This is a genomic window from Lacipirellula sp. (genome assembly GCF_965279485.1).
GTDB lineage: Bacteria > Planctomycetota > Planctomycetia > Pirellulales > Lacipirellulaceae > Lacipirellula.
In genome coordinates this window covers 407762-432012 of sequence record NZ_CBDIIC010000001.1, presented here as the reverse complement: position 1 = coordinate 432012, position 24251 = coordinate 407762, and the positions used below count along the sequence as shown (strand labels likewise).

Annotated in this window: 38 protein-coding genes; 2 read left to right on the top strand and 36 right to left on the bottom strand. The window is 62.5% G+C overall.

Going from position 1 to position 24251, the window contains the following annotated elements; all coding sequences use genetic code 11:
• The 26 genes from ACQY7R_RS01885 to ACQY7R_RS01760 form a co-directional block, all read right to left on the bottom strand.
• On the bottom strand, positions 1–495 hold the full coding sequence (locus ACQY7R_RS01885; RefSeq protein WP_428303907.1) for a hypothetical protein: 495 nt from the start codon (positions 493–495) through the stop codon (positions 1–3).
• Positions 495–1013 (bottom strand): hypothetical protein, encoded by a 519-nt coding sequence (locus ACQY7R_RS01880; protein ID WP_428303906.1) that lies wholly within the window; start codon positions 1011–1013, stop codon positions 495–497. The genes ACQY7R_RS01885 and ACQY7R_RS01880 overlap by 1 nt, the downstream gene beginning before the upstream one ends.
• Complete coding sequence (locus tag ACQY7R_RS01875; RefSeq protein ID WP_428303905.1) at positions 1014–1391, bottom strand: head-tail adaptor protein; 378 nt, start codon at positions 1389–1391, stop codon at positions 1014–1016.
• A complete protein-coding gene (locus ACQY7R_RS01870) occupies positions 1391–1996 on the bottom strand; it encodes a head-tail connector protein (protein WP_428303904.1) in 606 nt (201 codons plus the stop codon). The genes ACQY7R_RS01875 and ACQY7R_RS01870 overlap by 1 nt, the downstream gene beginning before the upstream one ends.
• Before the next feature lie 13 nt (positions 1997–2009).
• Positions 2010–2228 carry a hypothetical protein gene (locus ACQY7R_RS01865; RefSeq protein WP_428303903.1) on the bottom strand — a complete coding sequence of 73 codons (219 nt, stop codon included), beginning with the start codon at positions 2226–2228 and terminating at the stop codon, positions 2010–2012.
• A 101-nt stretch (positions 2229–2329) separates the two neighbouring features.
• Complete coding sequence (locus ACQY7R_RS01860; RefSeq protein WP_428303902.1) at positions 2330–3769, bottom strand: phage major capsid protein; 1440 nt, start codon at positions 3767–3769, stop codon at positions 2330–2332.
• 189 nt (positions 3770–3958) lie between these two features.
• Positions 3959–4672: a head maturation protease, ClpP-related gene (locus ACQY7R_RS01855; protein ID WP_428303901.1), complete on the bottom strand. Its 714-nt coding sequence runs from the start codon at positions 4670–4672 to the stop codon at positions 3959–3961.
• Entirely contained in the window at positions 4665–6311 is a 1647-nt protein-coding gene (locus ACQY7R_RS01850; protein ID WP_428303900.1) for a phage portal protein, read from the bottom strand. The genes ACQY7R_RS01855 and ACQY7R_RS01850 overlap by 8 nt, the downstream gene beginning before the upstream one ends.
• 5 nt (positions 6312–6316) lie before the next feature.
• A complete protein-coding gene (locus ACQY7R_RS01845; RefSeq protein ID WP_428303899.1) occupies positions 6317–8047 on the bottom strand; it encodes a terminase large subunit in 1731 nt (576 codons plus the stop codon).
• On the bottom strand, positions 8028–8519 hold the full coding sequence (locus ACQY7R_RS01840; RefSeq protein WP_428303898.1) for a P27 family phage terminase small subunit: 492 nt from the start codon (positions 8517–8519) through the stop codon (positions 8028–8030). Before ACQY7R_RS01840 ends, ACQY7R_RS01845 begins: the two co-directional genes overlap by 20 nt.
• 169 nt (positions 8520–8688) lie before the next feature.
• Positions 8689–9270, bottom strand: a complete 582-nt coding sequence (locus ACQY7R_RS01835) for an HNH endonuclease (RefSeq protein WP_428303897.1) — start codon at positions 9268–9270, stop codon at positions 8689–8691.
• Positions 9271–9464: 194 nt separating this feature from the next.
• The gene (locus ACQY7R_RS01830) at positions 9465–11714 is read right to left on the bottom strand and encodes an SGNH/GDSL hydrolase family protein (protein ID WP_428303896.1); all 2250 of its coding nucleotides are present in this window, start codon (positions 11712–11714) and stop codon (positions 9465–9467) included.
• A 49-nt stretch (positions 11715–11763) separates the two neighbouring features.
• The gene (locus tag ACQY7R_RS01825; protein WP_428303895.1) at positions 11764–12612 is read right to left on the bottom strand and encodes a hypothetical protein; all 849 of its coding nucleotides are present in this window, start codon (positions 12610–12612) and stop codon (positions 11764–11766) included.
• 14 nt (positions 12613–12626) lie between these two features.
• Positions 12627–12875 (bottom strand): hypothetical protein, encoded by a 249-nt coding sequence (locus ACQY7R_RS01820; RefSeq protein WP_428303894.1) that lies wholly within the window; start codon positions 12873–12875, stop codon positions 12627–12629.
• A complete protein-coding gene (locus tag ACQY7R_RS01815; protein WP_428303893.1) occupies positions 12872–13381 on the bottom strand; it encodes a thermonuclease family protein in 510 nt (169 codons plus the stop codon). Before ACQY7R_RS01815 ends, ACQY7R_RS01820 begins: the two co-directional genes overlap by 4 nt.
• A gap of 97 nt (positions 13382–13478) precedes the next feature.
• Entirely contained in the window at positions 13479–13748 is a 270-nt protein-coding gene (locus tag ACQY7R_RS01810) for an SEC-C metal-binding domain-containing protein (protein ID WP_428303892.1), read from the bottom strand.
• Positions 13749–14011: 263 nt separating this feature from the next.
• Complete coding sequence (locus ACQY7R_RS01805; protein ID WP_428303891.1) at positions 14012–14365, bottom strand: hypothetical protein; 354 nt, start codon at positions 14363–14365, stop codon at positions 14012–14014.
• Positions 14366–14450: 85 nt separating this feature from the next.
• Positions 14451–15290, bottom strand: coding sequence for a hypothetical protein (locus ACQY7R_RS01800; RefSeq protein ID WP_428303890.1), 840 nt, complete (start codon positions 15288–15290; stop codon positions 14451–14453).
• An 11-nt stretch (positions 15291–15301) separates the two neighbouring features.
• Positions 15302–15520: a hypothetical protein gene (locus tag ACQY7R_RS01795; RefSeq protein ID WP_428303889.1), complete on the bottom strand. Its 219-nt coding sequence runs from the start codon at positions 15518–15520 to the stop codon at positions 15302–15304.
• A 22-nt stretch (positions 15521–15542) separates the two neighbouring features.
• Positions 15543–16862 (bottom strand): S1C family serine protease, encoded by a 1320-nt coding sequence (locus tag ACQY7R_RS01790; RefSeq protein WP_428303888.1) that lies wholly within the window; start codon positions 16860–16862, stop codon positions 15543–15545.
• 4 nt (positions 16863–16866) lie between these two features.
• A complete protein-coding gene (locus tag ACQY7R_RS01785) occupies positions 16867–17046 on the bottom strand; it encodes a hypothetical protein (RefSeq protein ID WP_428303887.1) in 180 nt (59 codons plus the stop codon).
• Complete coding sequence (locus ACQY7R_RS01780) at positions 17043–17741, bottom strand: hypothetical protein (protein ID WP_428303886.1); 699 nt, start codon at positions 17739–17741, stop codon at positions 17043–17045. Before ACQY7R_RS01780 ends, ACQY7R_RS01785 begins: the two co-directional genes overlap by 4 nt.
• Positions 17742–17774: 33 nt before the next feature.
• The gene (locus ACQY7R_RS01775; RefSeq protein ID WP_428303885.1) at positions 17775–18194 is read right to left on the bottom strand and encodes a hypothetical protein; all 420 of its coding nucleotides are present in this window, start codon (positions 18192–18194) and stop codon (positions 17775–17777) included.
• Positions 18191–18376, bottom strand: a complete 186-nt coding sequence (locus ACQY7R_RS01770) for a hypothetical protein (RefSeq protein ID WP_428303884.1) — start codon at positions 18374–18376, stop codon at positions 18191–18193. Before ACQY7R_RS01770 ends, ACQY7R_RS01775 begins: the two co-directional genes overlap by 4 nt.
• Positions 18377–18387: 11 nt before the next feature.
• Positions 18388–18639 carry a hypothetical protein gene (locus tag ACQY7R_RS01765; protein WP_428303883.1) on the bottom strand — a complete coding sequence of 84 codons (252 nt, stop codon included), beginning with the start codon at positions 18637–18639 and terminating at the stop codon, positions 18388–18390.
• Positions 18640–18790: 151 nt separating this feature from the next.
• Positions 18791–19042 (bottom strand): hypothetical protein, encoded by a 252-nt coding sequence (locus ACQY7R_RS01760; RefSeq protein ID WP_428303882.1) that lies wholly within the window; start codon positions 19040–19042, stop codon positions 18791–18793.
• Positions 19043–19106: 64 nt separating this feature from the next.
• On the opposite strand from ACQY7R_RS01760, the gene ACQY7R_RS01755 reads away from it, so the two are divergent.
• Positions 19107–19376 carry a hypothetical protein gene (locus tag ACQY7R_RS01755; protein ID WP_428303881.1) on the top strand — a complete coding sequence of 90 codons (270 nt, stop codon included), beginning with the start codon at positions 19107–19109 and terminating at the stop codon, positions 19374–19376.
• A 197-nt stretch (positions 19377–19573) separates the two neighbouring features.
• Here the strand turns inward: ACQY7R_RS01755 and ACQY7R_RS01750 are convergent, their stop codons facing one another.
• A complete protein-coding gene (locus ACQY7R_RS01750; RefSeq protein WP_428303880.1) occupies positions 19574–20215 on the bottom strand; it encodes an SOS response-associated peptidase in 642 nt (213 codons plus the stop codon).
• A 45-nt stretch (positions 20216–20260) separates the two neighbouring features.
• Here ACQY7R_RS01750 and ACQY7R_RS01745 point away from each other — a divergent pair, with 45 nt between their 5' ends.
• Entirely contained in the window at positions 20261–20482 is a 222-nt protein-coding gene (locus tag ACQY7R_RS01745; protein WP_428303879.1) for a DUF551 domain-containing protein, read from the top strand.
• On the opposite strand, the gene ACQY7R_RS01740 is transcribed toward ACQY7R_RS01745, so the two are convergent.
• From ACQY7R_RS01740 to ACQY7R_RS01700, 9 genes are all read right to left on the bottom strand, one after another.
• Positions 20479–20748: a hypothetical protein gene (locus tag ACQY7R_RS01740; protein WP_428303878.1), complete on the bottom strand. Its 270-nt coding sequence runs from the start codon at positions 20746–20748 to the stop codon at positions 20479–20481. The genes ACQY7R_RS01745 and ACQY7R_RS01740 overlap by 4 nt on opposite strands.
• Positions 20749–20902: 154 nt before the next feature.
• A complete protein-coding gene (locus tag ACQY7R_RS01735; RefSeq protein WP_428303877.1) occupies positions 20903–21169 on the bottom strand; it encodes a hypothetical protein in 267 nt (88 codons plus the stop codon).
• On the bottom strand, positions 21166–21375 hold the full coding sequence (locus tag ACQY7R_RS01730) for a hypothetical protein (protein ID WP_428303876.1): 210 nt from the start codon (positions 21373–21375) through the stop codon (positions 21166–21168). The genes ACQY7R_RS01735 and ACQY7R_RS01730 overlap by 4 nt, the downstream gene beginning before the upstream one ends.
• A complete protein-coding gene (locus tag ACQY7R_RS01725) occupies positions 21375–21764 on the bottom strand; it encodes a hypothetical protein (protein WP_428303875.1) in 390 nt (129 codons plus the stop codon). The genes ACQY7R_RS01730 and ACQY7R_RS01725 overlap by 1 nt, the downstream gene beginning before the upstream one ends.
• A 151-nt stretch (positions 21765–21915) precedes the next feature.
• Entirely contained in the window at positions 21916–22977 is a 1062-nt protein-coding gene (locus ACQY7R_RS01720) for a hypothetical protein (protein WP_428303874.1), read from the bottom strand.
• A gap of 41 nt (positions 22978–23018) precedes the next feature.
• Entirely contained in the window at positions 23019–23444 is a 426-nt protein-coding gene (locus ACQY7R_RS01715; RefSeq protein ID WP_428303873.1) for an RrF2 family transcriptional regulator, read from the bottom strand.
• A gap of 24 nt (positions 23445–23468) precedes the next feature.
• Positions 23469–23690 (bottom strand): hypothetical protein, encoded by a 222-nt coding sequence (locus ACQY7R_RS01710; protein WP_428303872.1) that lies wholly within the window; start codon positions 23688–23690, stop codon positions 23469–23471.
• Entirely contained in the window at positions 23683–24048 is a 366-nt protein-coding gene (locus ACQY7R_RS01705; RefSeq protein ID WP_428303871.1) for a VVA0879 family protein, read from the bottom strand. Before ACQY7R_RS01705 ends, ACQY7R_RS01710 begins: the two co-directional genes overlap by 8 nt.
• Positions 24049–24222 carry a hypothetical protein gene (locus ACQY7R_RS01700; protein ID WP_428303870.1) on the bottom strand — a complete coding sequence of 58 codons (174 nt, stop codon included), beginning with the start codon at positions 24220–24222 and terminating at the stop codon, positions 24049–24051.
• Positions 24223–24251: the final 29 nt, after the last annotated feature.

Below are 24251 nucleotides of genomic sequence, written 5' to 3'. Positions count from 1 at the left end.
TTACTCCTCTTCAAAAGGCTCGTCTTCAGGAACGACCGTAAGGCTTGGAACTGGCTCGGAATGCGTGACGATGAAATCGACGTTGCGCGTGAACGCCCACTTCGCACTGCCGGCGGTGGGCTTCTCGCGTGTATCCCACTTGTTGTCGAGAATGCAGTCGGAGATCTCGACCGTCTCCGCGTCGTCGATGTAGCCGGTGAATCCGTCGAACAGATCGCGAATGATCTTCGCCACCGCCTTCGCTTCTCGCTGCGAGTTGCCGCAGCAACCGAAACGCACGCGAGATTGCGCTGATCCGCTCGCTCCCTCCAAGTCGTGGTTTGGATCTGACTGCGTCGTCTCGTACCAAACCGCTGGCCGCTCGTCTTTCTCGTGCAAGGCGCCGGGGCGGAAGCGATCGCCGATGAGCGTGCGCAAACGGCGATCCTTCATCGCGTGAAGCTGCATGAGCTCCGCGACGTCGGTATCGTCGTCGATGTCAGAAACGTCACTCATCAAGTTTGAGCGTTTAGCTCCGCCAACCACGCCCGCATGCCTTCGCGCACGAACGCCACAATCCTGTCTTGATTCGGGTATAAGGCTCGCCTTAGGAATGAGTCCGCTTCGACGTGGACGCCGCCGAAGTGATCCCAGCCAAACTCGATGAACCCGCCGTAGTACGTGTCGCCGGCGAACAGCGAATCGTCAGGAAACCCGATCCGATATCCGACCGACGTCCGCGATCGCCTGGTCGCCCGTACGGTGAGCTGCGATTCCAGGAACCCGGTGTCCCACGGCATCAGCTCGAGCACGGCCGGTTTGACGATTTGCTTGACTGCTTCGCGGCACAGTCGCCGCATTGTTTTGTTGATGCCTCGGGCGTTGGTCTCGTTGGCGAGTTCCTGCAGCTGCCGATCGAGCTCGACGAGCCCCGTGAGCGCAATGCGGATCTTTCGCTTGGAGTCACTTTTTCCGAACGAAACGGCGGGCGTGCTTGACGCTCCGTCGCCGCTCGCTCGTTTGTAGTAGCCCACCTACTTCACTTCTTTCGCTTCGATCACGTTCCACTTCCGCCGCCCCTCGCGATCGTGGATGGTCACAATCTCGAATTGGCGGAACTTCTCCACCCGACCGCCGTCAACCTCGACGACGTCATTGAACAGTTCGATGAGCATCGTTTCCTGCAGGCCGCGGATGTAGCGGAGGACGAAGACGGCCGTCGTCTCCGTCTTGGTCTGTAAGTCGTGCACCATCTGCCCGCCGGAAACCTCGGCGAACATGGCCGGAACTTTGCGATGCAGTCGCGTCCACGGATCTGCGACGTCCTGGACGACTTGCCCGCTCTTGTCGCGAGTTTCGTTGGGAGTGCAGAAGTTGATCTTGTTGCGAAGCTCGCCGATCGCCGTCGCCATCACCCGCCCTTTTCGTAGTTGACGTAATCGTCGCCGACGCGATGTTGTTCGAAGATGTCCGACGCGCTTTTGGGAATCAGCGTGGCGATCGTTCCGGTGAGCACCTCTTGCCGGTTCTCATACCAGTGGCCGATGGCCATCAGCATTCCCGCCTTCAACAGGTGGGGAACGTCTTCAGCCGCATCGCCGTACCCAACCCGGAATTTGATTGAGACTGCACTGCGGCGGCGGCAATGGGTGGCAGGCCAGTAGTCGACGGGTTCGATCTCGGCTGGCTCGCGATCGTCGAGCAATCGCCAGAGCTCGTCGTCGAGGATGGTTTCGGTTCCGTCGGGCGCGACATACTTGATCTCTTCAACCGATTGCACCCTGCCTTTCGGCAGGAGGATGACGTCGCACGGGAATCGCGGAAGCGTTAGCTTCCACGTCGCCGTGATGAGCTGACGGCCGGTTTCGATTTCCGCCCGCTGACGGGCGGAAGGGATCATGACGTTCTGAATGTACGGGCCATTCGAATCATCCCACTCGTTGCAGTGCTTCATGACCTCGGCCAGGTCGAGAGGCTCCGCACCGGGGGGAGTGATTTGAATGAGCCCGTAATTCATGAACGCGAAACCTTTACGCTTCTTCCTTCACCGGGATCGCGACGCCGGCGGCGTCGACTTCGTAGCCGCCGCCACGCTCGACTAAGTACGCCAGGTCTTCCTTGGTGACTTCGACGATCTCGTCGATGTCACCCTCGCACCCCGGCCGGCGGCAGTTGTGCGTGAGCTTGAAACGGATTTTCCCCTTGGCCGCGGCATTTTCCGGCGGCTTGTTTTCAGCGGCTTTCGCCATAGCAGTGGATCCTTAAACGCGTGAGAGCTGAGCAAGCAAACAAAACTGGCCGGCGGCGGAGCTCGCCGCCGGCCAGGTGCAAAACGAAACGAGACGACGGATTACAGCTGCTGCAGATACTTCACCGGCGCCGTGCCGGCCGACAGCAAGTTGCCGTCCTCGCGCAGAAGCAAGATGAAGCCGTCTTGATCCGTGTCGCGGTAGCGTTCTTCCAGCCGATAAAGGCGGAAGCCGTTGACGCGGCGGATCTTGTAGCGCGAGAGCTGGCCGTACAGCAGCGTCTTGTTGCCGGTCGCGATCGCGGGCATCGCTTGGTTGACGACGATCGGGGCGTCGGCGAGCGTGTCCGGCACGCCGCTGTTGAAGCCCGACTGCCACAGGTACTGCCCTTGCGAATCCTTCTTCTTACGAAGATGGAGAAGCACGGTGTCAGCGCACATGAACGAGGCGCCGATCCGGTAGGCGGGATCCACCGAATGCTGCAGATCGTAGATCTCGTCCGGAGCGATGACGGTCGCGCTCGCGGCCGTGACGCCCAGCGACGCCGCGGTCAGGATGCCGCGAGCCTGGCTGCTCCCGGTGCCCGTCGTGTAACGGGTGTTGCGGAAGCGGCCGATACGCTCGCCCATCATGTCGCCGAGCACCTTCGGCAGATTGACGACGTTGTCCTCAAGCAATTCGTACGGCACGAGAATCGCCTGGCTGGAAAGCTTATAGGCATTCCAGGTCAACTTGCCGATCGTCGGAATCGGGCCGCCGGCGCCGGCGTTGGCCACGTCGGAGTTTTCACCGATTTGAACACCGGTGTTGCCGGTGTCGTCAGCAGTCGGCCAAGAGAACGGCTCGCCCGTTTGCGTGACCATGAGCTCTGCGACTTGCGCCATGGCGCCGAAGGCGAGCATGTTGATTTCAAGCGCCGTCTGCATCGACTCCGGGATCCGGATGAAGCCGCCGGACGAACCGGTACCCACGGTCATGGGTGCGTTGTAGAACGCCGCCGGATTGCGCACGTCGATCTTCGACGGGTGAGTCGACGAGTACTTGTGAGCCAAGCCGTTGATGTACTCGGTCGACGGGCTCTTGAACTTCAGCTGCCGTTGCCGCGGGCTGATGCCAGTTTTGGCAACCGCTTCCTTTTGGCTGCGCGTCAGGTTCTTACCAACCTGGTAGCGCATCCAGCCCGCGAGCGCTTGGGCGTAGTGCTGTTCGGTCGGCTGTTCGTCGCCGCCGCCCAGCATGTCGCGACCGCCGGCGCCGCCGCGGAGCGTTCCCGAGTTGTTCGGAAGCGGATTGAAGTTGCCGTTCAGCAGCTCGCTTTCCTGCTGATTGAGACGATCGAGGCGGGCCTGCACGTTGACCGCGGCCTGCAGCGTGTTCATCTCCGCGACTACGGCATCGTAGTCTGCGTTCATCTTCTCCCACGCCTTCGCCTCTTCGCCGTCCTTCCACGCCTTGTTGTTGGCGTTGAAGCGTTCGCCGTACTGGCGCAGCGTGACCGCGAGATCTTTACCCTTCTTCTGCAGTTCAGCGAGTGCTGACATCGCAAACTCCTAGTGAGCTGTGACGCCGGCCCCGCCAAAAAGAAAGCGGCGGCTTGCCGGCGATAGTCTTGTGGAACTACCGTCAGAAAGCCGCCGCCGATGCTCAGCTAAGCGCTTACTGTCCGCGGGGTGAGGCCGGCTGCGCCAGTCGCCGCACCCCGCGGCTATGTTTGGTGACAAGGAAGAGTATTACGCTGCCTCGTCAAGGTCAAGCATTCGCAGCCTGACAGCAACCTCGTCGGCCATCCGCTGCGACTCCGCCATCGCCGCGAGCTCTGCGTTCGGCGCCTTCGCTTTGAGCGATGCCGGCGGGTGCTTGAAGCGGCTCAGATCAAACGTCATGGCCATCGCCGATTCCGTGGACGAGTCGTCGTCGTACACTTCCTGGACGAAGCCCATCTCCAGCGCACGCTCGGACGGGAGCCAGGTCTCTTCCTTCATGATTTGGAAGATCTCCTCGCGCGGCGTCGACGCCGCGGCCGCACAGTAGATATCGAGGATCTTCCCTTCCATTGATTCGAGCGTGACGGCCGTCTGCCGCATGTCGTCGGCATGGCCGATGCAGACGTTCCACGCGCGATGGATCATGAAGTGAGCATTCTTGGCGATCTCGCGTTTGTCGCCGGCGAGAGCGATGACGCTGGCAATGCTCGCCGCGACGCCTTCGATCCGCGTGGTGACTTCGGCTTTGTGCGCTCGGAGCGCGTTGAAGATCGCAAACCCTTCATGGATGAGACCGCCGACGCTGTTGATCCGGGCGACGATTTCGTCGACGTCGCCCAAGTCTTGCAGCTGCTGAATGAAGTCTCGCGCCGTGATGCCGCCGTAGTACTGACCGCCAATGTCGCCGTAGATTAGCAGTTCGGCTTTGCGATCGCTGACCCGATTGAATAACTTATTCACCGTTTGGTTCTCCCATGGGAATGACTTCCTCGGCGATCGATTCGCACGAAACGTCGGCGAGGGTTTGGTTGACGGTCGCCTTGAGGGCGCCGGCGGGTACAGTGTTCGCCAACTGCAGGAGCGTCACTCGCATCTGCAGCATGAATGAGCTGGTCGCCTTCGCAACGAGTGGCTCGGCGTCGACGCCGGCGACGGCCGCGTGCGCTTCGATCACGGGCGTCACTGCGGCTCGCACCGTTTTCTGCAGGCCGGGCAGCTTTGCCGAAACCCATTCAATCAGGTTGTTCGGCAGCGACGAGTTGCGCGAGGCTTTGCCGTCGACCATCGCGACCATGCGATCGAGCGTGTTGGCGAGCAGCTTGCGATGAGCGGCCGCGACGGCCGCGGCGTTATCGCTTCCCTTATTCGACGTCGTGTTCGGATTGCCGAACTTGTCGCCGCCGGCGTCGTCGCGACGGTTGTAATTGATCACCGCCCGGCATTCATTCGGGCTGAGGATTTCAGCTGACCGTAGCACTGAGAGCGATTCGCAGACGCTCTTAAAATCCATCTGCAGCAGAGCGGCGAGGTTGTACTCGAGATAGTAGCCGGCCGCGAGTTCTTCTTCCGTCAGCAGCTTGTCGTTCGACTGCGCGATGATCGACGCCAGATGAGGGGAGAGCGTCGTGTCGAGATAGTCGCGATTGTCTTCCGACTTACTGGCGAAGCTCGCCTTCGCTTCCTCGCCGAGCCTACTCGGCCGAGTGTTAAAGTAGCGAGCGGCGTCGCGCACCGAGTCGCGGCTGCTCTCGGTCATCTGCGTTTGCTCCGGGCTCAGCTGAGCCATGTGGAACTTAGCGCCTTCGCGAAGGATGACCGTCTTGAACGCTTCCTCAACCGACTCATAACTCTTTCGGAAACCCTGCTCGATCTTATCGGCCGTGCCTTTGGCGACTGCCGAAGAGATCTCCAGAATGCCGCCCGTGCGCATGCCGTTCTGGAAGAACTTCGCCGAGCACTTCTGCCGAGCGAGCGCTAGGCCGAAGGCCTCACGCGCGAAGCGCATCATATTGAGCGCGGTGAGACCATCGCAGCAAATCCCCTCAATATGCCAGACTTGCTCAGGGAATAACCGGTAAACAGTGCCGTTCACTTCGGTGTCGTAGAACAATTGCCCGTCGACGCGCACCGCTTCGGTGCGATCGGGCAACATCGGAATCAGTTCGTGGATAGTTCCATTGAGTCGACGCGAAATGTAAACGTACGCGTTATCCCAAAAGAGCCGGTGCACCATGACGCGGCGCCAGAACTTGTAGGCGTCCATCTCACGGTTCGGCTTGCGGCGGACCAACTTGAACACCGGATGTTCAAGCGCCTCCTGGCGATCGTCGGTCTCTTTGTTTTTCTTGAAGAGATCAATCGGAAGCTTGGCGACGTCGCCGCTGATTTGGTCGATCGCCTGCCACACCGCGGGAATGGCGAGCGCACGCGCACGGCTGACGGCGACGCCGCTGCCCGACTCGATGCCGTCGGTGAGATCGTCGTACGCCTCGGGATCCGCCAAGCTGACGCGCGGGTTTTCGAGCGACAGGTTGAGCGGCATTTCCAGCGGCGACGATTGGCCAGGAGCAACCACGGATTGGGACCACAGATCTAACATGGTTGTTATCCTGCCTCGAATTCATGAGAGTCGTAGAAGCTCGCCGCTTCCCGTTCGCCGAACAGGCATTCGCTGAGCGACATGATCACGGCGCACGCGGGGTCGATCTTCTCTTTCGACTTCCGCTTTTCGGGTTTGATGTAACCGCGGCTATCGGTGCTGGCGATGATGTTCTGCATCGACCAGGCGAGGAGCGGGTTGTCGCCGTGGAAGAATCGCCGTTCGCGAACTGCAGTAATGAGTTCGCGCGTCGGCTCGTTGTAGCGGCCGTGCGTCTGCCCGAACCAAAACGGTTCGATGCCATACTCCGCCTGAATCCGACTGCCGAACTCGCGGCAGTTGTTAGGATCCATCGCCCACGAACGGATGCCGTAAAGTTCCTGCCACTCGGCCAGCTGGCCGTAGATCGCCGCGGTGTCCGTCGTCTCGCCGGCCGTGACCTTGAGCCAGCCGCCGGCGATCCAACCCGCCCACGGTTCCTCGGCCAGGTTGCGCTTGGTTGATTCAGGGATGAACGCCTGGCAGAGCGTCGCGTACGATCGCAGCAGCTCGTCGCCGACGGCAACTCGATCGAGCGGAAACGTCAGGGCCATCGCCGCCAGGTCGTCTTTCCATCCCCAGTCGAAACCGCCGCGGCCGGTGAGATCCTTAAGATCCGGGAGCTTGCCGCCGCCGCGGGCCCAGAGGTCACTGCTGATCAGCTTCGTAAGCGCGGTGACCTTGGTGTTGCACCGGTACCGGAGAAAGTTGTTCTTCTCAACGGGATCCTCGCGAGCGATCTTGGCGAGCGAGCGGAGCTCGTCGATCTTGATCACGCCGTCGTTCATCAACGGGTTCGACTTCGGCCAAATCTTTTCGTCGTACCACTTGTCGCCTTCGTCGATCTCGCAGATCATCACGAACCAATCGTCGAGATTGAACGCGACTTTCGGGTCGAGGATCTTCACCGCCAAGTCGTATTGCTCCTCCCACAGTTCGCTCTCGTCGCTGCCCGCCGTCGTGATGATCAGGAAGAGCGGCTGCCGCCGCTTGCCCATGGCCGTCGTCAGCTTATCCCACAGTTCGCGATGCTCATCCATCCACGCGTGCAGCTCGTCGCAGATGATGAGGTGAGGCCGTTTGCCGTCGGCACTTTTCCCGACGCCGCCTAGCGGTTCGAACGTGGCGCCCGTCGCCGGCACAGTCATCACGTTCGCGAAGATGCGAATCAGCTGCTTGAGTTCGGGCCGCGCTTCGACGAGCGCTTTGACGTCGCCCCAAACTTGGCGGGCTTGCTTCTTGGTCGTCGCCGCGGCGAAGCATTCCGCCCGCGGTTCGGGCGGACAATCGAACGCGAAGAGCAGCAGCGTGAGAACCGCGGCGAAGTAAGTCTTGCCGTTGCCGCGAGCCATCGACAGAAAGGCGCGACGATAGCGCCGCATGCCATCCTTCACGCGACGCCAGCCGAAGAGACACCACACGATGAACAGCTGCAGCGGTTTCAATTCGAAGGGCTGACCCGCCCACTCTCCGTCAGTGTGTTTCAGTAGGGGAAAGAAATTGCACGCGCGCGTCGCGAGATCTTCGTCAAAGTAGATTCCGCTGCGACGCGATCGCTTGAGATCTTTCAGGTGCCGACGAACGGCTTGCTTCTCCAGGAGACCGGTGACGCGCCGGCCGCTGATGACGTCTTGGATGTACTGCTCAAAGCGCCCTTTCGGATCCGTCGGCTCCGGTCTATTTCTTGGTCGGGCCATTGCCTTTGCCTTTGGCTTGGGTTTTGGTTTGGGCCGGCTGTTGCCAGAGCGCGAGGAACGGGTTTTCTTCTTTGCCATCCGGCGCCACCTCTAGCCGTGCGCGATCGCTCGGCGTCATACCGAAGCGAGCCGCGAGATCCCGCCACGCGCGAAGCGCGCTGCTAATTAACATTTGCCGCTTACGCCGCACGTCGATGAATTCGGGATCCACTCGCATTGCGATCGCTTCGCAGTACTCCGACCAGGCCTCGCACATCGCGGCAAGCGCCGGCGCGTCGATCGCCTTCGCCAACCCGCCCTCGATCAGCGCGGGAACGACGACGTCCCAATGCTTTCGCGCCGCGAAACTCAGCCCCGCCGGCGGTGTCGGAACGCCGTCGAACTTCGGTGAGTTCTTCCGGCCGGCGTGGCGATCGGCTCGATAGCCGCCGCTCGCTGCGAGCTGCTCTTCAGTCTTTGGGTGCCTCCCCATCCGCTTTATCTCGGAACCAAAAAATATTTTTTCGCCAAAAAAACTGCACGCTGGGGGAAGCGGTAGTTAAAGGGGGCCTGGTCACTTTTTGACCACCCCCCCCGTCTAGTTTTGAGACGGCTGCCACTTTGGCTGGTCGCAAAACGACCAACGCCGTCCCGTTTGTAAGTTAGCTGCCGTAACGGCATTTTCGGTCGATATGACGCTCGGTTAGGTGCCGCACGACGCCTCTCAGCTCCCTCGCAACGAGCGCTGCAGTGAGCGTCGACGCGACGATCACGATGCAGGGGCCGCTCTGCTCACCGATCCACGCTGATCGGGCGGGGATGATCTGCTCCCACCCGCTCAAGCCCAGCTCATCGGCGTCGAACACCGGCACGCTTTGCGCGTGCGCCCATGTACTCTTGCCCGTGCCAGGCACGCCGCACACAACCACCCGGCCTCTATTCGGTAACCATTTTTCTCGCGGTTCCTTGGTGGTCTTATAGGAGTGGCATGTCCAACAAAGCGCAGCCCAGTTCTCTGCCTCCATCTTCAGTTCAGGGCAGCAGTGGATGGGGATGATGTGATCAACGCATTCGCTCGGGCTCACCTTCCCTTTCAGTTCGCACAGCACGCACGTCGGATGCTGCCTCCGATAGAGCGCACTCGCTGCAGTCCAGCCGGCGTCATAACCACGCTCAGTAGGCGTTAGCCGCCGTGTGTCGATCTCCTGCCAGGGGCGGGTGCGTTTGCGTGGGCCGTTGGGCATAGGGGTCTTAACGCGTAAGAATTGGTGACTTGCTGAAACGCCTGCGACTCGATGTCGAGTCTCCCTATCCGCTCCACAACCACCGTCGGCGCCTTGCCGTACTCAAGCACGATGGTCGCTTTCCGAACTCCCTCAGCAGGGATGCCCAGCGCCTCGAGCAGCGGGGCGCCGTGCACAATCGCTTTAGACATGGGTCATCTCACAATCAATGTGCAGTCCATCGACGGCGTCTGGCCGTCGACCGTGCTCACGGTGGGCGTCACTTTGTAAACGCCCTTCACCGCGAGGTCTGGAACGTTGAAATGAATCTGACGGCCGTCCGCCGATTTCTTAAGATCCGTGGCCGTGAACTCCAGCGGCTCGCCGTCGACGACGGGTCCGATGATCGTGACGTCCTCGGGCTCGTCGATGTCCGCATCGGGATTGAGCGGCATGATCGCCGCGAGCGTCCCAATCACGGGGCCTTTGACCGTGACGATGTTCTCGGCCTTCGAGGCGTTGAGCGGATCTGGCCGCCAAGTGCGTGCCTTGTCGACGGTGATTGGCGAGATATAGGTCACGCCACCGGCAGGCGCGTCGGCGAGCGATTGCGGTGTGAACTGGCCGGACGCATCCATCGTCGCCTTCATCCAGTTCAGAGCCTGTCCAACGCTGTTGTTGCCATTGAAGCTCGCCAGCGTTGCTTGGAGGATCGAATCGCGAATTTGTACGTCGCTCGGCTTATCGCTTAGCACGCGGCCGGCGTCGCCCTCGCCGTTGTGATCGCTCACCGGCTCATCCCAGAAAGCGTCGACGATGACGTCGATCCCGCCGGCAGCGATGCCGGCGATCTGGTTGCTCGCATTCACCGTGGGCAAGCCGCCATTCGTGCCAGCCGGGGCGGGCGGAAGATTGTTGGTCCGCCCCTTGATCGTCACCGCGTCGGCCGCCGCGGCCGTCGATTGCGTCGCGGCCGTCGTCGCCTTATCGACGATGTTCGCGAGCAATAGCCGATCGGTCGGCGAGAAGCCGCTGCTGTTGCCGATCAGCGCTCCGGTCAGTGACGCGCAATCGTCGGCGATCATCTTGGCCGCGACGTCTTTGAAGTGGATCTTGTCAGCGTCGAACAGCGTCGTATTGTTCTGGGCGCCGGCGATGCCAAGCTCCGGGTGGGCGCCGACGTCGACGATGAAGTCGCAGGAGAGCGTTCCGCCGGGCGACTTTGCGAAGACCCGCGGCCCATAAGGCGTCGGCTCTGCACAAGCGGCTCGGATGAGCGTGTTGAAGTTGCCGCGATACGTCTCCGTGTTCGCGACGATGCCCCGGGGCAGCATCGTCAACACGATGACCTTGTCCCAGCCGGCCGCCTTCCTCGCGGCGCAATACGTCTGGAGGCGAGCGTAGGCCTGGGCGCCGGTCTGGCCGGCGAGCTCGATGTCGTTCGTGCCGGCAAACACGAACAGTAGGTTCGGCTTCCCTTTTTGAATGAGGACGTCGACGCGGGCGGCCGCCGCGGTCTGTAGCCCGTCGAGCTGCATGCCCGCTTCGGCCAGGTTGTACTTCGCGACGTAGCCGTAAGGCTGCATGAGCTGGTTGAACCAGTTCTGCCCCATCGTGCATTTCACGCCATCCGAGTTCGAGTCGCCTTCGCAAACGACGACGGCCGGGGCGTTCGCCGCGTCGACGACGCCGCGATAGTTCACCGCCCAACGATAGAGGGCTTCTTCCTGCGCGTCGGTGAGCTGGCGCGAGTACAGCAGGATCTCTTTGACGCCGCCGTGCGTCCCTCGGGCGGCCGCATTGAAGCCGACTTGAAACGTCGTGAATGCGGTCGACGACGTTGCGGGCCCAGCCTCGGTCGCTCCGTTCACGCGCACGCGGTAATTCGTGCCACCGGAGTAACCGATTAGGCATCGCGACGACGGGACGCGGAGATTGGTGTGGGTATAGGAGCCCGCGAAAAACGAGAGACACCCGGGGTTTCCGATCTGGCCGACGCCGCCGAGGTCCTGGCATGACATGGAAAAGTAGATGGCCGGATCGAGGGCCATCAGGTCTCGCATGCCTCCGCCCGGTCCACTGAAAGCCGAACCGGTCCAGCCGCGTCGCAACGGCTCGATGTCGCCAATGAGGTAGAGGGAGAAGCTATTGCGATTGCCGCTTTTCGAAGCGAGCATCCGCTGGTCGGCTCCCGACTCAAACCACACGAGTCCTTTTTCGGCGTGCCACTTCGGCCGCTGGGCAGCAGTGGATTGCGCAAGTCGCAGCGACGCGACGAGATCTTGCCAGCCTGCAACCTGCCCGCCGGTTGCGGTAATCGCATTGCCGCCGGCGGTGGCGTCGAACAGACCCTCGCTGGCCCAACGCGACACCGGATCATCGGCGCCGGCCGGCAAAGGAACGGCGCCGAGGGCAACGGCCGTCGTCACCAGGCTGAGCCAAATCGCAGAGAGGAATCGAAACATCGTGAGGGCACCTATCACCAGGTTGACAACGAACGAACGACGGACAGGCTTACTTCAGACACTCAATAAATTCCGGCGTGCATTCGCCGGCGGGCGCCCACACGCTCCACTGGTCCCGGTAGCGATATCTCGCCCAGAGCACCCAAGCGCGGACGATTGCCGGCTTCACGGGAACACTCTTCTCGCCAACGGTCATCGGCCGAATCTGTGGAATGGCGGGCACGCCGGCCGCTTCAAGCGCGGCCGCCTTGCGCTCGCACATGATCAGGAACTTCTCCAGCCCCCACGTTTCGTTGTTCCAGCCGAACGGCACGTAGTTGTCCGTCCAATTCACGCCGCCGAGGTCGATCATCTGATCGCGTAGCGTCTTGCCCGGGTAAACCTGCAGCTCGGCCGTCGTCCGAACGTTGGCGAAATACTGCCGCGGCGAGTCGAGAATGAACTCGGGATTAAACGGCGTATGTTCGAACCAGCTGTAGACGCCGATGCGCGTCTTGCCCGCCTTGGCGGCAGGGCGAATCGCTTCCAACGCGTCATAGAGCTCGCGATGAGTCGCCGCGATCGCGTCGAGCGAGCCGAACCGCGGATCAAGCGGCTGCCGGCGAATCCCCTGAAGAGTCGTCGGTTCGTAATCGATCGTGACGATCGCGTTTTTGTGATCGCTGGGAACCTGCTTGTAGCCGAGCCAGGGATACGCGTTGTAGACGACGTCGACGGAAACGGATCCCTTCACGCCGGCGAGCTGCCGGCCGATCGTCGCGTCGTAACACTGGCCATGGCCGACGGCGCCGAACAAGCACGTCCACACGGTGGCAACAAGCATGGCGAGCAGAATGAGCCAGCCGCGGCGAGCTCGACGGCGATGGCGCAGCGCCACCTCTTCCCAAGACATGAACATGGCGGAGGCCTCCGTTACTTCGCGGCGACGTCGCGGCTATGAGAGAGCCGCTCTTGAGTCGTCAGCCGCGCTTCGTGATCGATGATGCTGGCGCCGTGATCGGCGAGCGTCTGATCGGCTGCCGCCTGGCGAGCTTCGACGGCGTCGATGGTTTTGCCGTAGCGGCCGAGCATGTTGCCGCCGAAGAACGCGGCGACGACCAACCCGCCGGCGAGCCCGATCGTCACGGGGGAGTTGTCGCTAATCGCTTTCGGAACGCTCACTGGCCAACCGGGTTACCCTTAGCGGTCGCGGCATGTTTCAGCCGCACCTGGTGTTCGGAGAGGGATTCGGCAAGACCTTCGACCCAGACGTGGCCGAGAACTCGATCGAAGGTAAAGACGTCGCCGACGCGACTCGCAGCGTCGGTCGGCACAAACAGGGTCGCCCGTTTGCCGACGGCTGCGGCCGACAGTTCAACCTTTGCAGCGAGGCCGGCTTTTTTCTCGGCCGCGTCGGTCGTTCGCGACTCGGGAGCCCAGCAATCGAGCAAGCGCACACGGACGCGGCGGATGACTTCCACCTCCAGCGTGTCGCCATCGACGACGCCGACGACCTGGCAGCGGAGCGAGACGCCTGGCGACGGCTTCACGACGTGCGGCCGCTCAACGGGAAGAGCTGCTTGCGCTTCGGCTAAGGCGGTACGCAAGTTGGTCGCGTCGATCAGGCACCAAATCGAGAGGGCTGCCATGGCGAGGCGGAAGCAGAACGATCGACATTCTTTACTCATAGTTTCGCTCCAAGTGATTCAACGGCCCACAGAGCCATCTGGAGAGCCAATATTCCGAGGCTCACCACCGCCCAGTACTCTTCTTCCGACAAACCTCTCACGGCAAAACTCCGCAGCAGACTTTGAACTTCCGCCCGCTGCCGCAAGGGCAGGGGGCATTGCGACCAGGCCGGACGTCCTTGGCGAGCTTCAACTTGCGGTGGAGGCCGAGCAGTTTCTTAGCGGTATAACGCGGCGGTGTCCGCTTTGGCTCTTGCATGAGCCGCTTGGCGAGTTCCTCAGCGAACTTCGGCGAGCCGTAGTACAGCTGCAGCTGCCGGCGCATCGCCGCGGTGTCGACCGTGTTGCCGCTTATTTCGATTCCCATTTGATCCTCGGTTTGCAGATGGCCGCGATCGGGATCCACCTGCCAGGGTGAAGGCCGATTCGAAATCGAAACTCCAACCCGCGCGCAACGACGAGCTCCGCCAACCACGTCGATCCAGTGATGCGAACTGCAAGGATGGCGAGCGGAACCCACCATCGGCGCCGCTCCTCAATGCAAACAGTGACCGCAGCCATGCCGCAGCAGCCTCGAACGATGTAAGTAATGCGTCGAAGCGACGCTCGTTTGTTAAGTAATGCGCGACGTTAGAGTTGGCTCTTTCCCTCAACGCCGCGGGCGACGCGATCACGGGTGCGCTTGTGGAGCCACATCAGGGCCTCCTGCAGCTTCGTCAATGCGACGGCATTCTCGCGGCAAGCGAACTTGCCAGCCTGGAAACCGATCAAACGGTCCTCGACGATGGCGAGCAGCACCTCGTTGCTGAGTCCGTTGGGCCCAGCGTCTCCGATGGGGCCTTTCTGAAACTTCAGCTCGTAACAGAAGTTCTCACTGGCCATGCGATACTCATGGTTCGCGTTGCCATCCCCCGGGATGTCGATGGCGTTGACGGTGATAGCCTCGTTGAGGCCGTTCACTTTGTGGCTCGTGACTTCATGCATGGCGATCGTCTCTCGAAAAAAAGGCTGGGGCCGCCTAGGGCGGCGGCCCCGATACGCTGTCTACTCCTGGTAGATGCGTGACCTGTTACGGTTGCGGCGCCGGCGGCATGACGAACCCGCTGGCGGCCGCGGCGGCGGATCCGGCCGCGCTAACGCCGACCGTCGCATCGGTGCGCGTGGCCGCGTAGTAGTCGGTGAGGTTGTTCGGCCAGGGCTTGAGCTCCGGCAGATAGGTGACCGGGATCCCTTCGCGGAGGAGTTCGAGACCGTCCTCGGTGAAGACTCGATCGAGCCGCGGCACCGTGTCGACCAGCTCGGTCGCCGTAAAGAACTTCGTCGGATCGAACGAGGTGAAATCTTCCTCGGCGAGTTCGAAGCCCGCGGCCATCGCCACGTCTCGAGTCTTGCCAAACAGCTCGATCGCCATGTTCTGATAGACCCGCGTCATGTACTGGCCGATCTGGCCAGCGAACGCCGTCGAGAACTCCAGCTCCTTACGGTTCTCCGTGTGCTGCATCGCCTCGGCGAGCGCGATTAGGATCCATTCCGCCCAGCGCCGCATAAACGGATTGCGGACCTTAAAGAATGGCACCGGATACACGCGGAAGACTTCACCCGCGGGGCGCGAGTGTACCGTCTCCATATTCGCCTCGTTCGGCGGGACGGCTCGGCCGGCGAGCAACTGCTTCGATCGCAAGTAGAGCTTGTGCACACGCCGGAGAGTATTGATCGACGGCGGGATCCGTAGATCGACATCCTCGTGATGCATCACAGCGAACAGCGACTGACCGATAAGATTGCAGACGTCAATAATGCCCGGATTGATAGAACCAACGTCGTTCGACCAATTCGGTACGCCATAGCCGGCGTCGCCGAAGACGCCTACGGAGTAGTGCAGAATCGCGTCGGTGTTTGTGACTGGCATGGCAGGCTCGCTTACTTTTGCGCTTTGAGGTGTTGCTGCAGCATCGCGTCCTCGGCTTCGAGGTACTCGACGCTTTTGGGATATTTGCGCGCCATCTGCTCACGCGCGAATGCGTGAGCGAGGCGATAGGCGTCGGTCTCGTAACCGACAAACTGCTGCTGCGGATGAATGACTTGGGGCGGCGGCGGCGAGTCGACCGCCACAACCCGTACGTCGTTGCCGGCGAACACCGCCGCCGCCGCCGGCGTTGGCTTAGCCGTTTTCGTAGGCGCGAAAGGGCGCGTCTTCAGAGCGACCCCCGGCGCTCGCGAGACGTTTCTTCAGCATGCGGCCGACCAGCCCGCCGGCGACGGCGATGCCGAGGCCGACCGGGCCGCTGACGCCGAGCGCCACGGCCAACATCTTGCCGACGCCGATCCCTTGCAGCAGACCAACCTGGCCGCTCGCGGCCGCGGCTGCGGCTCCTTCGGCGACGCCGGCGACGCCTTTGATCTTCTCGAGCAGCGTCTTATCTTCGGCGTCGGCTTGCTTGGCGATCGCGGCGACGTCATCGCGGGTCGCGACGTTCGACAGGTCGGGCGGCGCGGGGAGCTCGCTTGTTTTGACGTACCCGCTAAGATCGGGCGTATGCTGAGCCGCTTCGTCCCGCCGCAGATAGTTCGCCAGCTCGTCGCGCTTGGCGAACGTGCCGAGCGACGACTCGATCGAGCCGAGCCGCTTATCGATCGCGTCGAGCTTGGGCGGGCACTCGCACGCGGCCGCGGCCGGCTGCTGAGCTGCGGGTCCGGTGGGGATCGGATCGGCGCCCTGGATGAGTCGGCCGCCTCCATTGCCCTGGAATAGTCCGCCGCCGTTGCCTTGGAAGATCCCGCCCTGCGTCGTGCCCGGGCATCCCCCGGGGCCGCAGACGCTACCGCCAGGATTGCAGGGCTGGCAGAACTGCGTGAGCATCACGTTGAGCGGCCGGCCGCTCGTGACGTACGTTACTCCCTGCTGGAAGTTGCACCCCCAGACGACGCCGACAAGCTGGCCGCGGGCGTTGAGGGCAGGGCCGCCGGAATCTCCGGAGCGGACAGGGGTACCGACGACGAGATTCACCTGCGAGACGTTGTCGTTGATCAGCGTGCGGCCGCGTGCCGCTCGCCATAATCCTTCCCCGCCATAGCCGGCGACGATTAGTTCGTCCCCGGGCTGGAACGACGTCGCCAGCGGCACGGGAGCGACCTTCGGATTCTTGATCGCCAGCACAGCGAGGTCGGCAGCTTCGTTGCTCTGCACAACGAGCGCTCCGTGAGTCTGGCCGTTGGGAAACTCGATGACAATCTCGCGAGCGCCGGCAATGACGTGGTGACAAGTGAGAATGAGGCCGGCCGCTTCGCGCGTCGCCGTTGCCGGCCGGACGTCGACGAGCGTACCGCTGCCTAGCGAGTTGAGCTGATAGCCTTCCGGCGATCGCTCATCGGTCCGCACCTGGATCCGGCAGCTCGCCGGCAACTCGCCGGCGGCGCGGCACTTCGCCGCGACGCCGGCGGCGACTAGCAAAACTCCCCACAGGAGCAACAGGGAATACACGGCGTTAGCTCGCATTGTCGTAAGGCCTCTTGGAAGAACTGCCGCTGTAAGCGTCCCGCGCCGCACGCGCGGCGATCGCCTCGTAACAACAGCGACACCAGAACTTGAACTGACTAACGCGACCGGTCTCCGGATTGACCTTGTAGCCGTCGCGCGATTCGTGGCCGCAGCATTCGCAGATCATGCGACCGCCTCCGGAATGAGGGTGAACGCATAGCGGTAGAAGTCGCTGCGAGCCATGTCACCCGGCTCGGTGATTTCATCGGCGAGGTTCGGCACGACGTCGACGCCACCGCCAATGCGATCCGCCATCGCGCAGGCCTGGCTGCAAAACGGCATGCCGACCGGTCGCGACGCGTCGTCGACGTTCGGCGTCACGCGCCAGCGAATGAACGGTAGGTGAAGCGGCGCCGCGGCGAGCAGCGATCGCCAACCGTAGCTGCAGCCGGCGAGCTCGAGCATGTAGCGCACGACGCCCACGCGATTAAACTCGGCGTGGCAGTTCCGCCAGTTCGCTTGATAGACGTCGATCCGCCCCGGGTACCGCCGCACCTGGCTATCGAGCGTGACGATACGGCCGCCGACCATCTCGCGTACCTCGGCGACGAACGGGAGGCCGCCCCAAAAGGCGAGCTTCGCGGCGTGCGAGTGGATGCCACGCGAGGCGATGCAGATGAGTTTGCTGGTATAGGTGCGAGGATCTCGCCAGCTGAACACGACGCCGCGGAAGAGCAGCAGGTCGCCCGCCTGCAGGAGGCCGGCCACGCGAGCGTCGGTAATCGTCATCCGCACTTCGCTGCTGCGAGGCAACGGCGCCGGCTGCGGCGCGAAGCGGATCCGCCGTATCACCGACAGCAAGTTGAGAAGCGTGCCGAGCATCAGTTCAACAGTCGCCGCGAAGGCGGCATTTTCCTAGCGTGCGACCAGGTCGCGGACGGAGTACTCGCGGATCTCGACTCGCTGCGAGCGTCGCCGGCGGCGAAGCTGCGGTGGCTTCCGGGCTTCGATCTCTGCGGGCGACGGATCAAACGAACGCGGCGGCGCATCGTTGGCGGGAGCCACTTGCACGCCGAATCGCTTCGCCCGTTCGGCGCTGCAGTAGACACAGGGCATGGGGACGACGTGCCCGCAACCGCGGCAGTCGCCGAGCACTCGCTGCGAGCTCGCCGGCGACGACGGCCGCGGCCGATGTTTCCTGATGGCTCGCTCCGGATCCTGCAGGACGATGGCTACTGTGCCGCGGGCGACGTCGGCGCTTATCGCAATTTTGCGATAACTGAGTCCGGCGGCGCCGAGCTCGATGATCTTGTGAACAGCGTCGATCGAGATCACAGCCCAGCCTTTCGCATCTCGCACAACATGCAGGGGAACTTCTCCACCAATCCGCCGCATCCTGGACAACGCCAGTGCTTCAGCTCGTCGCGGAAAACCTGCGTGAAATGCGTTCCACTCTTGATGACGCGCACGGTCCGCTCGCCGATGCCGAGCTGGCGAGCGATCTGCGACGTCGGCATACCCTGCCGAATCAGTCGCTCCGCCTGAAGGATCGTCGGGGTCGGTAAGCCTCCGCGGCCGCTTCCAGGCCCTCCCATTGCAGCCTCGCTTTCATCACGCCGGTCATGCTGCGACGCATCGCCCGTGCTGCAGCCAACATCTCGGCAAAGGTAAGCGGTCGTTCGCCGTCGTCGTCGGCGTCGAACGTGTGCACATCCGCCAGGGCATCCGTCTCGACGCCGACCAGGTGAGGCGACCGCACTCGCTTGGGCCCGCAAACCATCACTCGCTCCGCTCGGCCCAGCGCACAAAAAAAGGCCCGTCGCCGCGCACGTGCGCAGCGACGGACCTGTGATCGTTCAGTGTCCGCTGGTATGGTCGGCCGCCCGATCTTCGGGTCGACCTATTTTATTTTGGCGGGCGACCGGCCCGCTCTACTTCACGCTAGCAATGAACCCGGCGCTGCTCGGCTTGTGGCCGTCAGGAGCTCCGGCTGTAACCGGAACTTCCAAGCTTGCCCTACCGTAAAGTCGCTGTCGTGCGGCCGCGGTGGCTGGGGTAAGCAGGGCGATTAGACAGCGGCTCCACCGTTCGACGGCCGCCGGGCCGGCGTCGGTTTTCTCCGCGGCGTCGAAGAGTGAATCGATCGCCGTGTGTGCTTGTTGCCGCCAATCCACTGAGTTCATGCCATAAGATTAGCAGCCGTCCGCAAAGTGGGCAGGGGAATCTCGGATCGACTATGATGGCGCCATGAGCGATCCACTTGAAAAGCGGGTTCGATACGGCTTCCTCGAAGATCTCGGCGACTCGTTCGTAAGCGAACTGCCGCTCCATGAGGTGCAGGCCATCAAGGTGGGAGAGCGCGTGACGTTGTCGTTGCCGTGCGCGAATGGCGGCCGGGTCGAGCTTCGCGGTTTCGTGGCGTCGATGGTCACTAGCTCTCCGCCTCGCCAAGTCTGCGTACGCTGGTCGGATCGGGAGTACTTCCCGCCCAACTCTCCCGCACCCGGCGGCCCCTAGCCCATTCGAAGATCGCGGCGGCGACGGCCAGCTTCTCTGCAGAGCCGTACGCGGCGAGCCAGCGTTGCATGAGTCCCTGGGGAAGCATGCGAAAGCAGCGAGCGCAAAGCATCAGCCGGTACTGAGAGTGATCGCCGCAGACATCGCACATTTTGCCCAGCGTAGCAGGGCAGGGCGGCATTTACTTACGGCCGTCGCTAGAACAACTTCCCAATCGGCTCAACCTCCAGCGAGCCGTCCGCTAGCGTTCGCATCAGGTCCTCCAGCGGACCGCGTTCGACGATCTCCGGATCCAACCAGCGCTCGTACTCGGCTTCGCTTTGCAAGATGACCGGCATCCGATGATGGCCGACGCTGCGAATCTCTTCATTGGGTTCGGTCGTCAGTAGCGTGCAGCTGAACACTTCGCCGTCGTCGCCACGCCATGTTTCCCAAAGGCCGGCAAACGCGAACGGTCGTTCACCTGCGAACGAGAAGTAGTGTTTCTTCTCTTCAAACTTCACGGCCGGGAGTAGGCAGCGACGTCGCTTGAACGCTTCCCGGTACGTCGGCTTGGTGTCAGCCGTCTCGCTGCGAGCGTTGAAGCATTGACGTTGAAACGCCGCTCGCTTCGGTTGTTTATCCGACGGCTTCCACCAAAACGGCAGCAGCCCCCATTCGCAAACGTCGAGGCCCCGCTCTCCGTCTTCGCCCAGGCGAATGACAGGGACGGGCTTCAGGGGGTAGAACCCGCCGTCAGGTACGATGCCGAGGCCTATCTGGCGCAGGTTCGAGCGGATGCTGAATGCATCGCCGTACATTGGATTCCCGGCCTTTTGGCCCACGTAGTGATGGCACATTTCGGCATTATGGATAGGGGTTTTTCGCCTGCCTAGAATGGGAGGATGGAAATCTCAGACCCAATTCCGGCAGACGAGCCGCCGACTGACGGACGGTTCGTCATGTGTTTCGACGAGAGCTACGGCTGGTGGCAGGGCAAGTACCTGCCCGACGATCAAGTCGAAGGCTACCAGCCTAACGCGTGGGACCTCATCGGCCTCTACGGAACGCAGGGCAAAATTACCCATTGGATGCCGATGCCGCCGGCGCCGCGGAAGCCGCACTAGTCGAGCATCACAAATCCCGCGGCGCCGTTCACCTCGTCGACGAGCGCGTCACGAAGGCAGACGATTCGCTCGATCCTTCGCCAGTCGGGCGGCAGGAAGATCTCGTCGCCCGCCCGCAAATCAATCGTCCGCATCTTCGGCGGCCGCGGCTTGCCGTACCAGTCGTGATGCGGCTTGTATAGCGGCTGACCGTCGCGGCCGAACTCGACGTCGATCGAGCGGCCGGCGGTGCAGTGATAGCGAAGCGTGTAGATAATGCGCGGCATGTCGGCGATGGTAACCGCGGCGCAAAAAACCTACGCTCGCCCATCGCACATCTTGCGGCCAGCGAACCACTGGCACACAACGCAGGCAAACGCAGCAAGGCAGATTGCCGCGATGAGCAAGTAATTGAGAACCGTTCGGTTCATTTCCACCCTTTCAGTTGACGACTGTCAACACGCTTTCCAGTTGATCGACGATGCGAGCCCACTCGCAACAGACAACAGACGGCGTCGACGCGTGCACGCAGGACGCTCCTCGCGCGAGCGGCAACACTTCGCCGAGCAGCAGCTCGAGCTGCCGGATCCGGCATGGGGCAGACTGGCTCCGCCCCGTGGCGTAAATGTGGGTGCCGCAGTTGAAGCTTCGCCGCCATGCCGGCGACTGGATCTTGGTTCCTGCTCGGCAGAGCGGGCAAAGCGTCATCGCTTGGGATCCTTCCGTACGGTACCGATGTGCCAGGCGCCGCAGATGTCGCAGTAGAACACCGTCGTACGAAAGCCGTCACCGCGGCGGCGATCGCGCTGCAGCAAACGCGATCGCGATCGCTCGGCGACCTTGCGCGACGGCATCGGCGCCTTGTCACATGGCCGACCAAACTCACCGCTTTTCCGTACGCGTCGCGTTCCCATCAAGCCCTCTTTCGGTTTCGACGTCGCAGTTGGGTCATCAACTCTGCCAGCGTGTCCTTGAGCTTCTCCGGCTTTGCGTAACCGCGGGCGGAGACTTCGTATTCCACGGAGATCCACACGTTGACGGCAATCAAATGCCAGGGGGCGTCACGCGTGTCGATGCATCGCACCTCAACTCGCGTCGGCCCCTCGACCAAACCTTGCGAGCAAAGATGCTCAACCGCGAGCTCAGCGGCCGCGGTCGCGTCGACCGCACGGAACCATTTGCCAATCGTGTCGGGATCATCGCCGTCGCCGCTGAGGACGACGGGCGTTCCCCATTCGTCGCGAGCCACCCACCGCGGGACATCTCGCGGCGCCGGCGATGCGGTAGCCGTGCGTCGAGTCATCGCGGTTTCCCTCGGCTGGTTACGGAAACGAACGCGATCGAGAGCACGAAGCCTACGGCAACCCCGGTTGCCGACGTCGGGCTGCCGGTGCAGAGGTAAACAAGAATCGTCGCGGTCAAACCGCACGCCGTTATGAACTGCCAATACCAGCTCAAAGCTCGCCTCCATCGCACATGCGCGCGGCTTCTCGCCAAGCGCCGCCGTCGTAACGCACGACGTCCGGCGGCGGCGTGGTCTTTGCCAATTCTCGGTTGAGCGCTTTGCCGAGCTTGCGCGTGGCGTCCTGCAGGACGCGGGTGAAGTAACTCCACCGATTGTCGATCGGAAGCTCGCCGCGCTTGCGACGTTCCGCATCAGCGGCCAGCACGCCGTTCACGGCGCTCCACAGCCACTCCTCGCCGAAGCGCTCGACGAGCATCGCCGCCTTGACGGCGAGCAACCAGTCGCCGGCGTTGCGGCACCGCCGATCGAGGCCTCGCTCGATGCGCTCGGCGAGGCCTCGAATCGCGGCGGGATCCGCCAATGTCTGCCGCCTCGGTGGCGCAATCGCCTGGCGAGGCGGCGGGCAGAGCGTGCCGACGCGCCCCGCGCCTCCGGCATGCTCCCCGTATTTTGAATCAGTCCCATTTTTCTGGTCGTCTGCCTTGTCGACAGTCGACCCTGTTGTAGGAACTATTGGACGAACTGACGAAGGAATTAATCCTCTTATAGAGTCGGTCCCACTTTGGGACCGGTCGGTCCCAGTTTGGCGCCGATCGGTCCCAGTTTGGAACCGGTCGGTCTCACTTGCTGGCGCCCGTTGGTCCGCCCCCGGCGCGACCTCCGGCTCCGATTGCAGCACGGTCCCCGACCTCGCTGCGAGCGCCCCGACCTGATCCCAATTGACGCGCCATTCGTTCGACGTTTTGCCGTTGCGGGCGTAGCGCTCATCCCCGATGAGCAGCCCCAGCTCTCCCGCCTTTTGACGCACGCGGAAGAACGTCGAGCGCGGTATGCCTCGCCCGCCGAACATCCGGTCGTACAGCGTTTCGCAGTAAGAGAAACACCCGTCGCGACCGGTGCACAGTTCGACTTGCGTGAGCAATTCAGCGATGTTGATCCAGCTCCGTCGACTCACGCCGGCGATCGCTGGATTGATAGCTCCGAGCAGCTTGAGGCGGGCGTCCCGCGTAAACGGGATCCGCCTCTGTTGCTCTCGCGGTGGTTGTGACACGACGGCCTCCTAGCCTTCGTTCCGATGCTGACGAGAAAAGACTAACGAGCCGCCGCCAGTTGCTTCTTACCGACTGTGACTTTGAAGCCAGCCAGCGTGGTTGCCTCTAAGTGTTTGCGCATGTCGGCCGAGACGTTGTTCATCACGTCGCGGATCCGCTGGGCGGACGCTGGCTGCAGACCCATCGCGTCGAACTCATCGACTCGCAGCGGGCCGTCGACCGCCTCATAGATCTGCGCGAGGTTGATCTCGCCGGCCGGCCGTGCGAGCCGGTACCCGCCGTCGACGCCGCGGGTCGACACGCAAATATCGTTGTTCACCAGGTGGCGCATCACCTGCAGCAGGAACCGCTCCGGCATGCTGCCGGCGACGGCGAGTGCGCTGCAGGGAACCGGCGGCGCCGACTTGTCGTGAGTGAGCTGCGCGGCAGCGCAGATGGCGTACATGACTGATCGATTGAGTCTCATGAATTACCTCTGATGTAAGGGGAGTTAGGTGGTCAGTTCTTCGAACAACGATCGCTGTTGCTCGCCGGCTTGGGCACGGTCGAGCGCCATCAGCGTGTGCAGTACGGCGTTCATCGCCGCGATTTCGTGATCGCATTCCACTTGCTTCATGCGGCGTTCCTTCACCCACCGCGGATAGACCAGGCCGCGTAGTCGAATCTCCCGTTCGACGGCTTTGATCTGTTGGCAAAGCGGAATGTTAGCCATTGACCGTCGCCTCCCTCGGAACGAGTGGATCGTCCGCGAAATCGAAGATGCGTACGGTTTGCGTCGGCGAGATGACGATCACCGGAGCGATCATGATGAGCCCGCCACCGGCGTAGTCGCACGGTCCGGGTCCGCCGGTGAACGCCGCCTGGCATTGGCCACGTCGATAACGACCGATGCACGAATACGCGAGCATCGAGCCGATGACTTCTGGCCCCATGCCCAGCGTTTCGAAATCGGCCCGCGATTGAACAAAGCCGCACGACGGGCACACGAACTTCGCGGCCGCCAGGTTGTCGCCGTAACGCCGCTGCAGCTCCTCCCGCCACTGCTCTTCGGTGAGCTTCACGTCCAGCATCTAAACCTCCTGAAACAAATTGAGTTGATTGGGATCGTCACTCCATCGCAGCCGCTTCCCGCGCGGCTTCTTACCGAGTTGCCGACGGATCTCGTCGAGCCATATTCGGTAGGGGTAGTAGCCGCGGTGGCTAAGCGGAAAAGCCCGACGAAGCTCGCGTCGCAACGTCCTCATATTGGTCGCTCCCACGCGCCAAATAACGC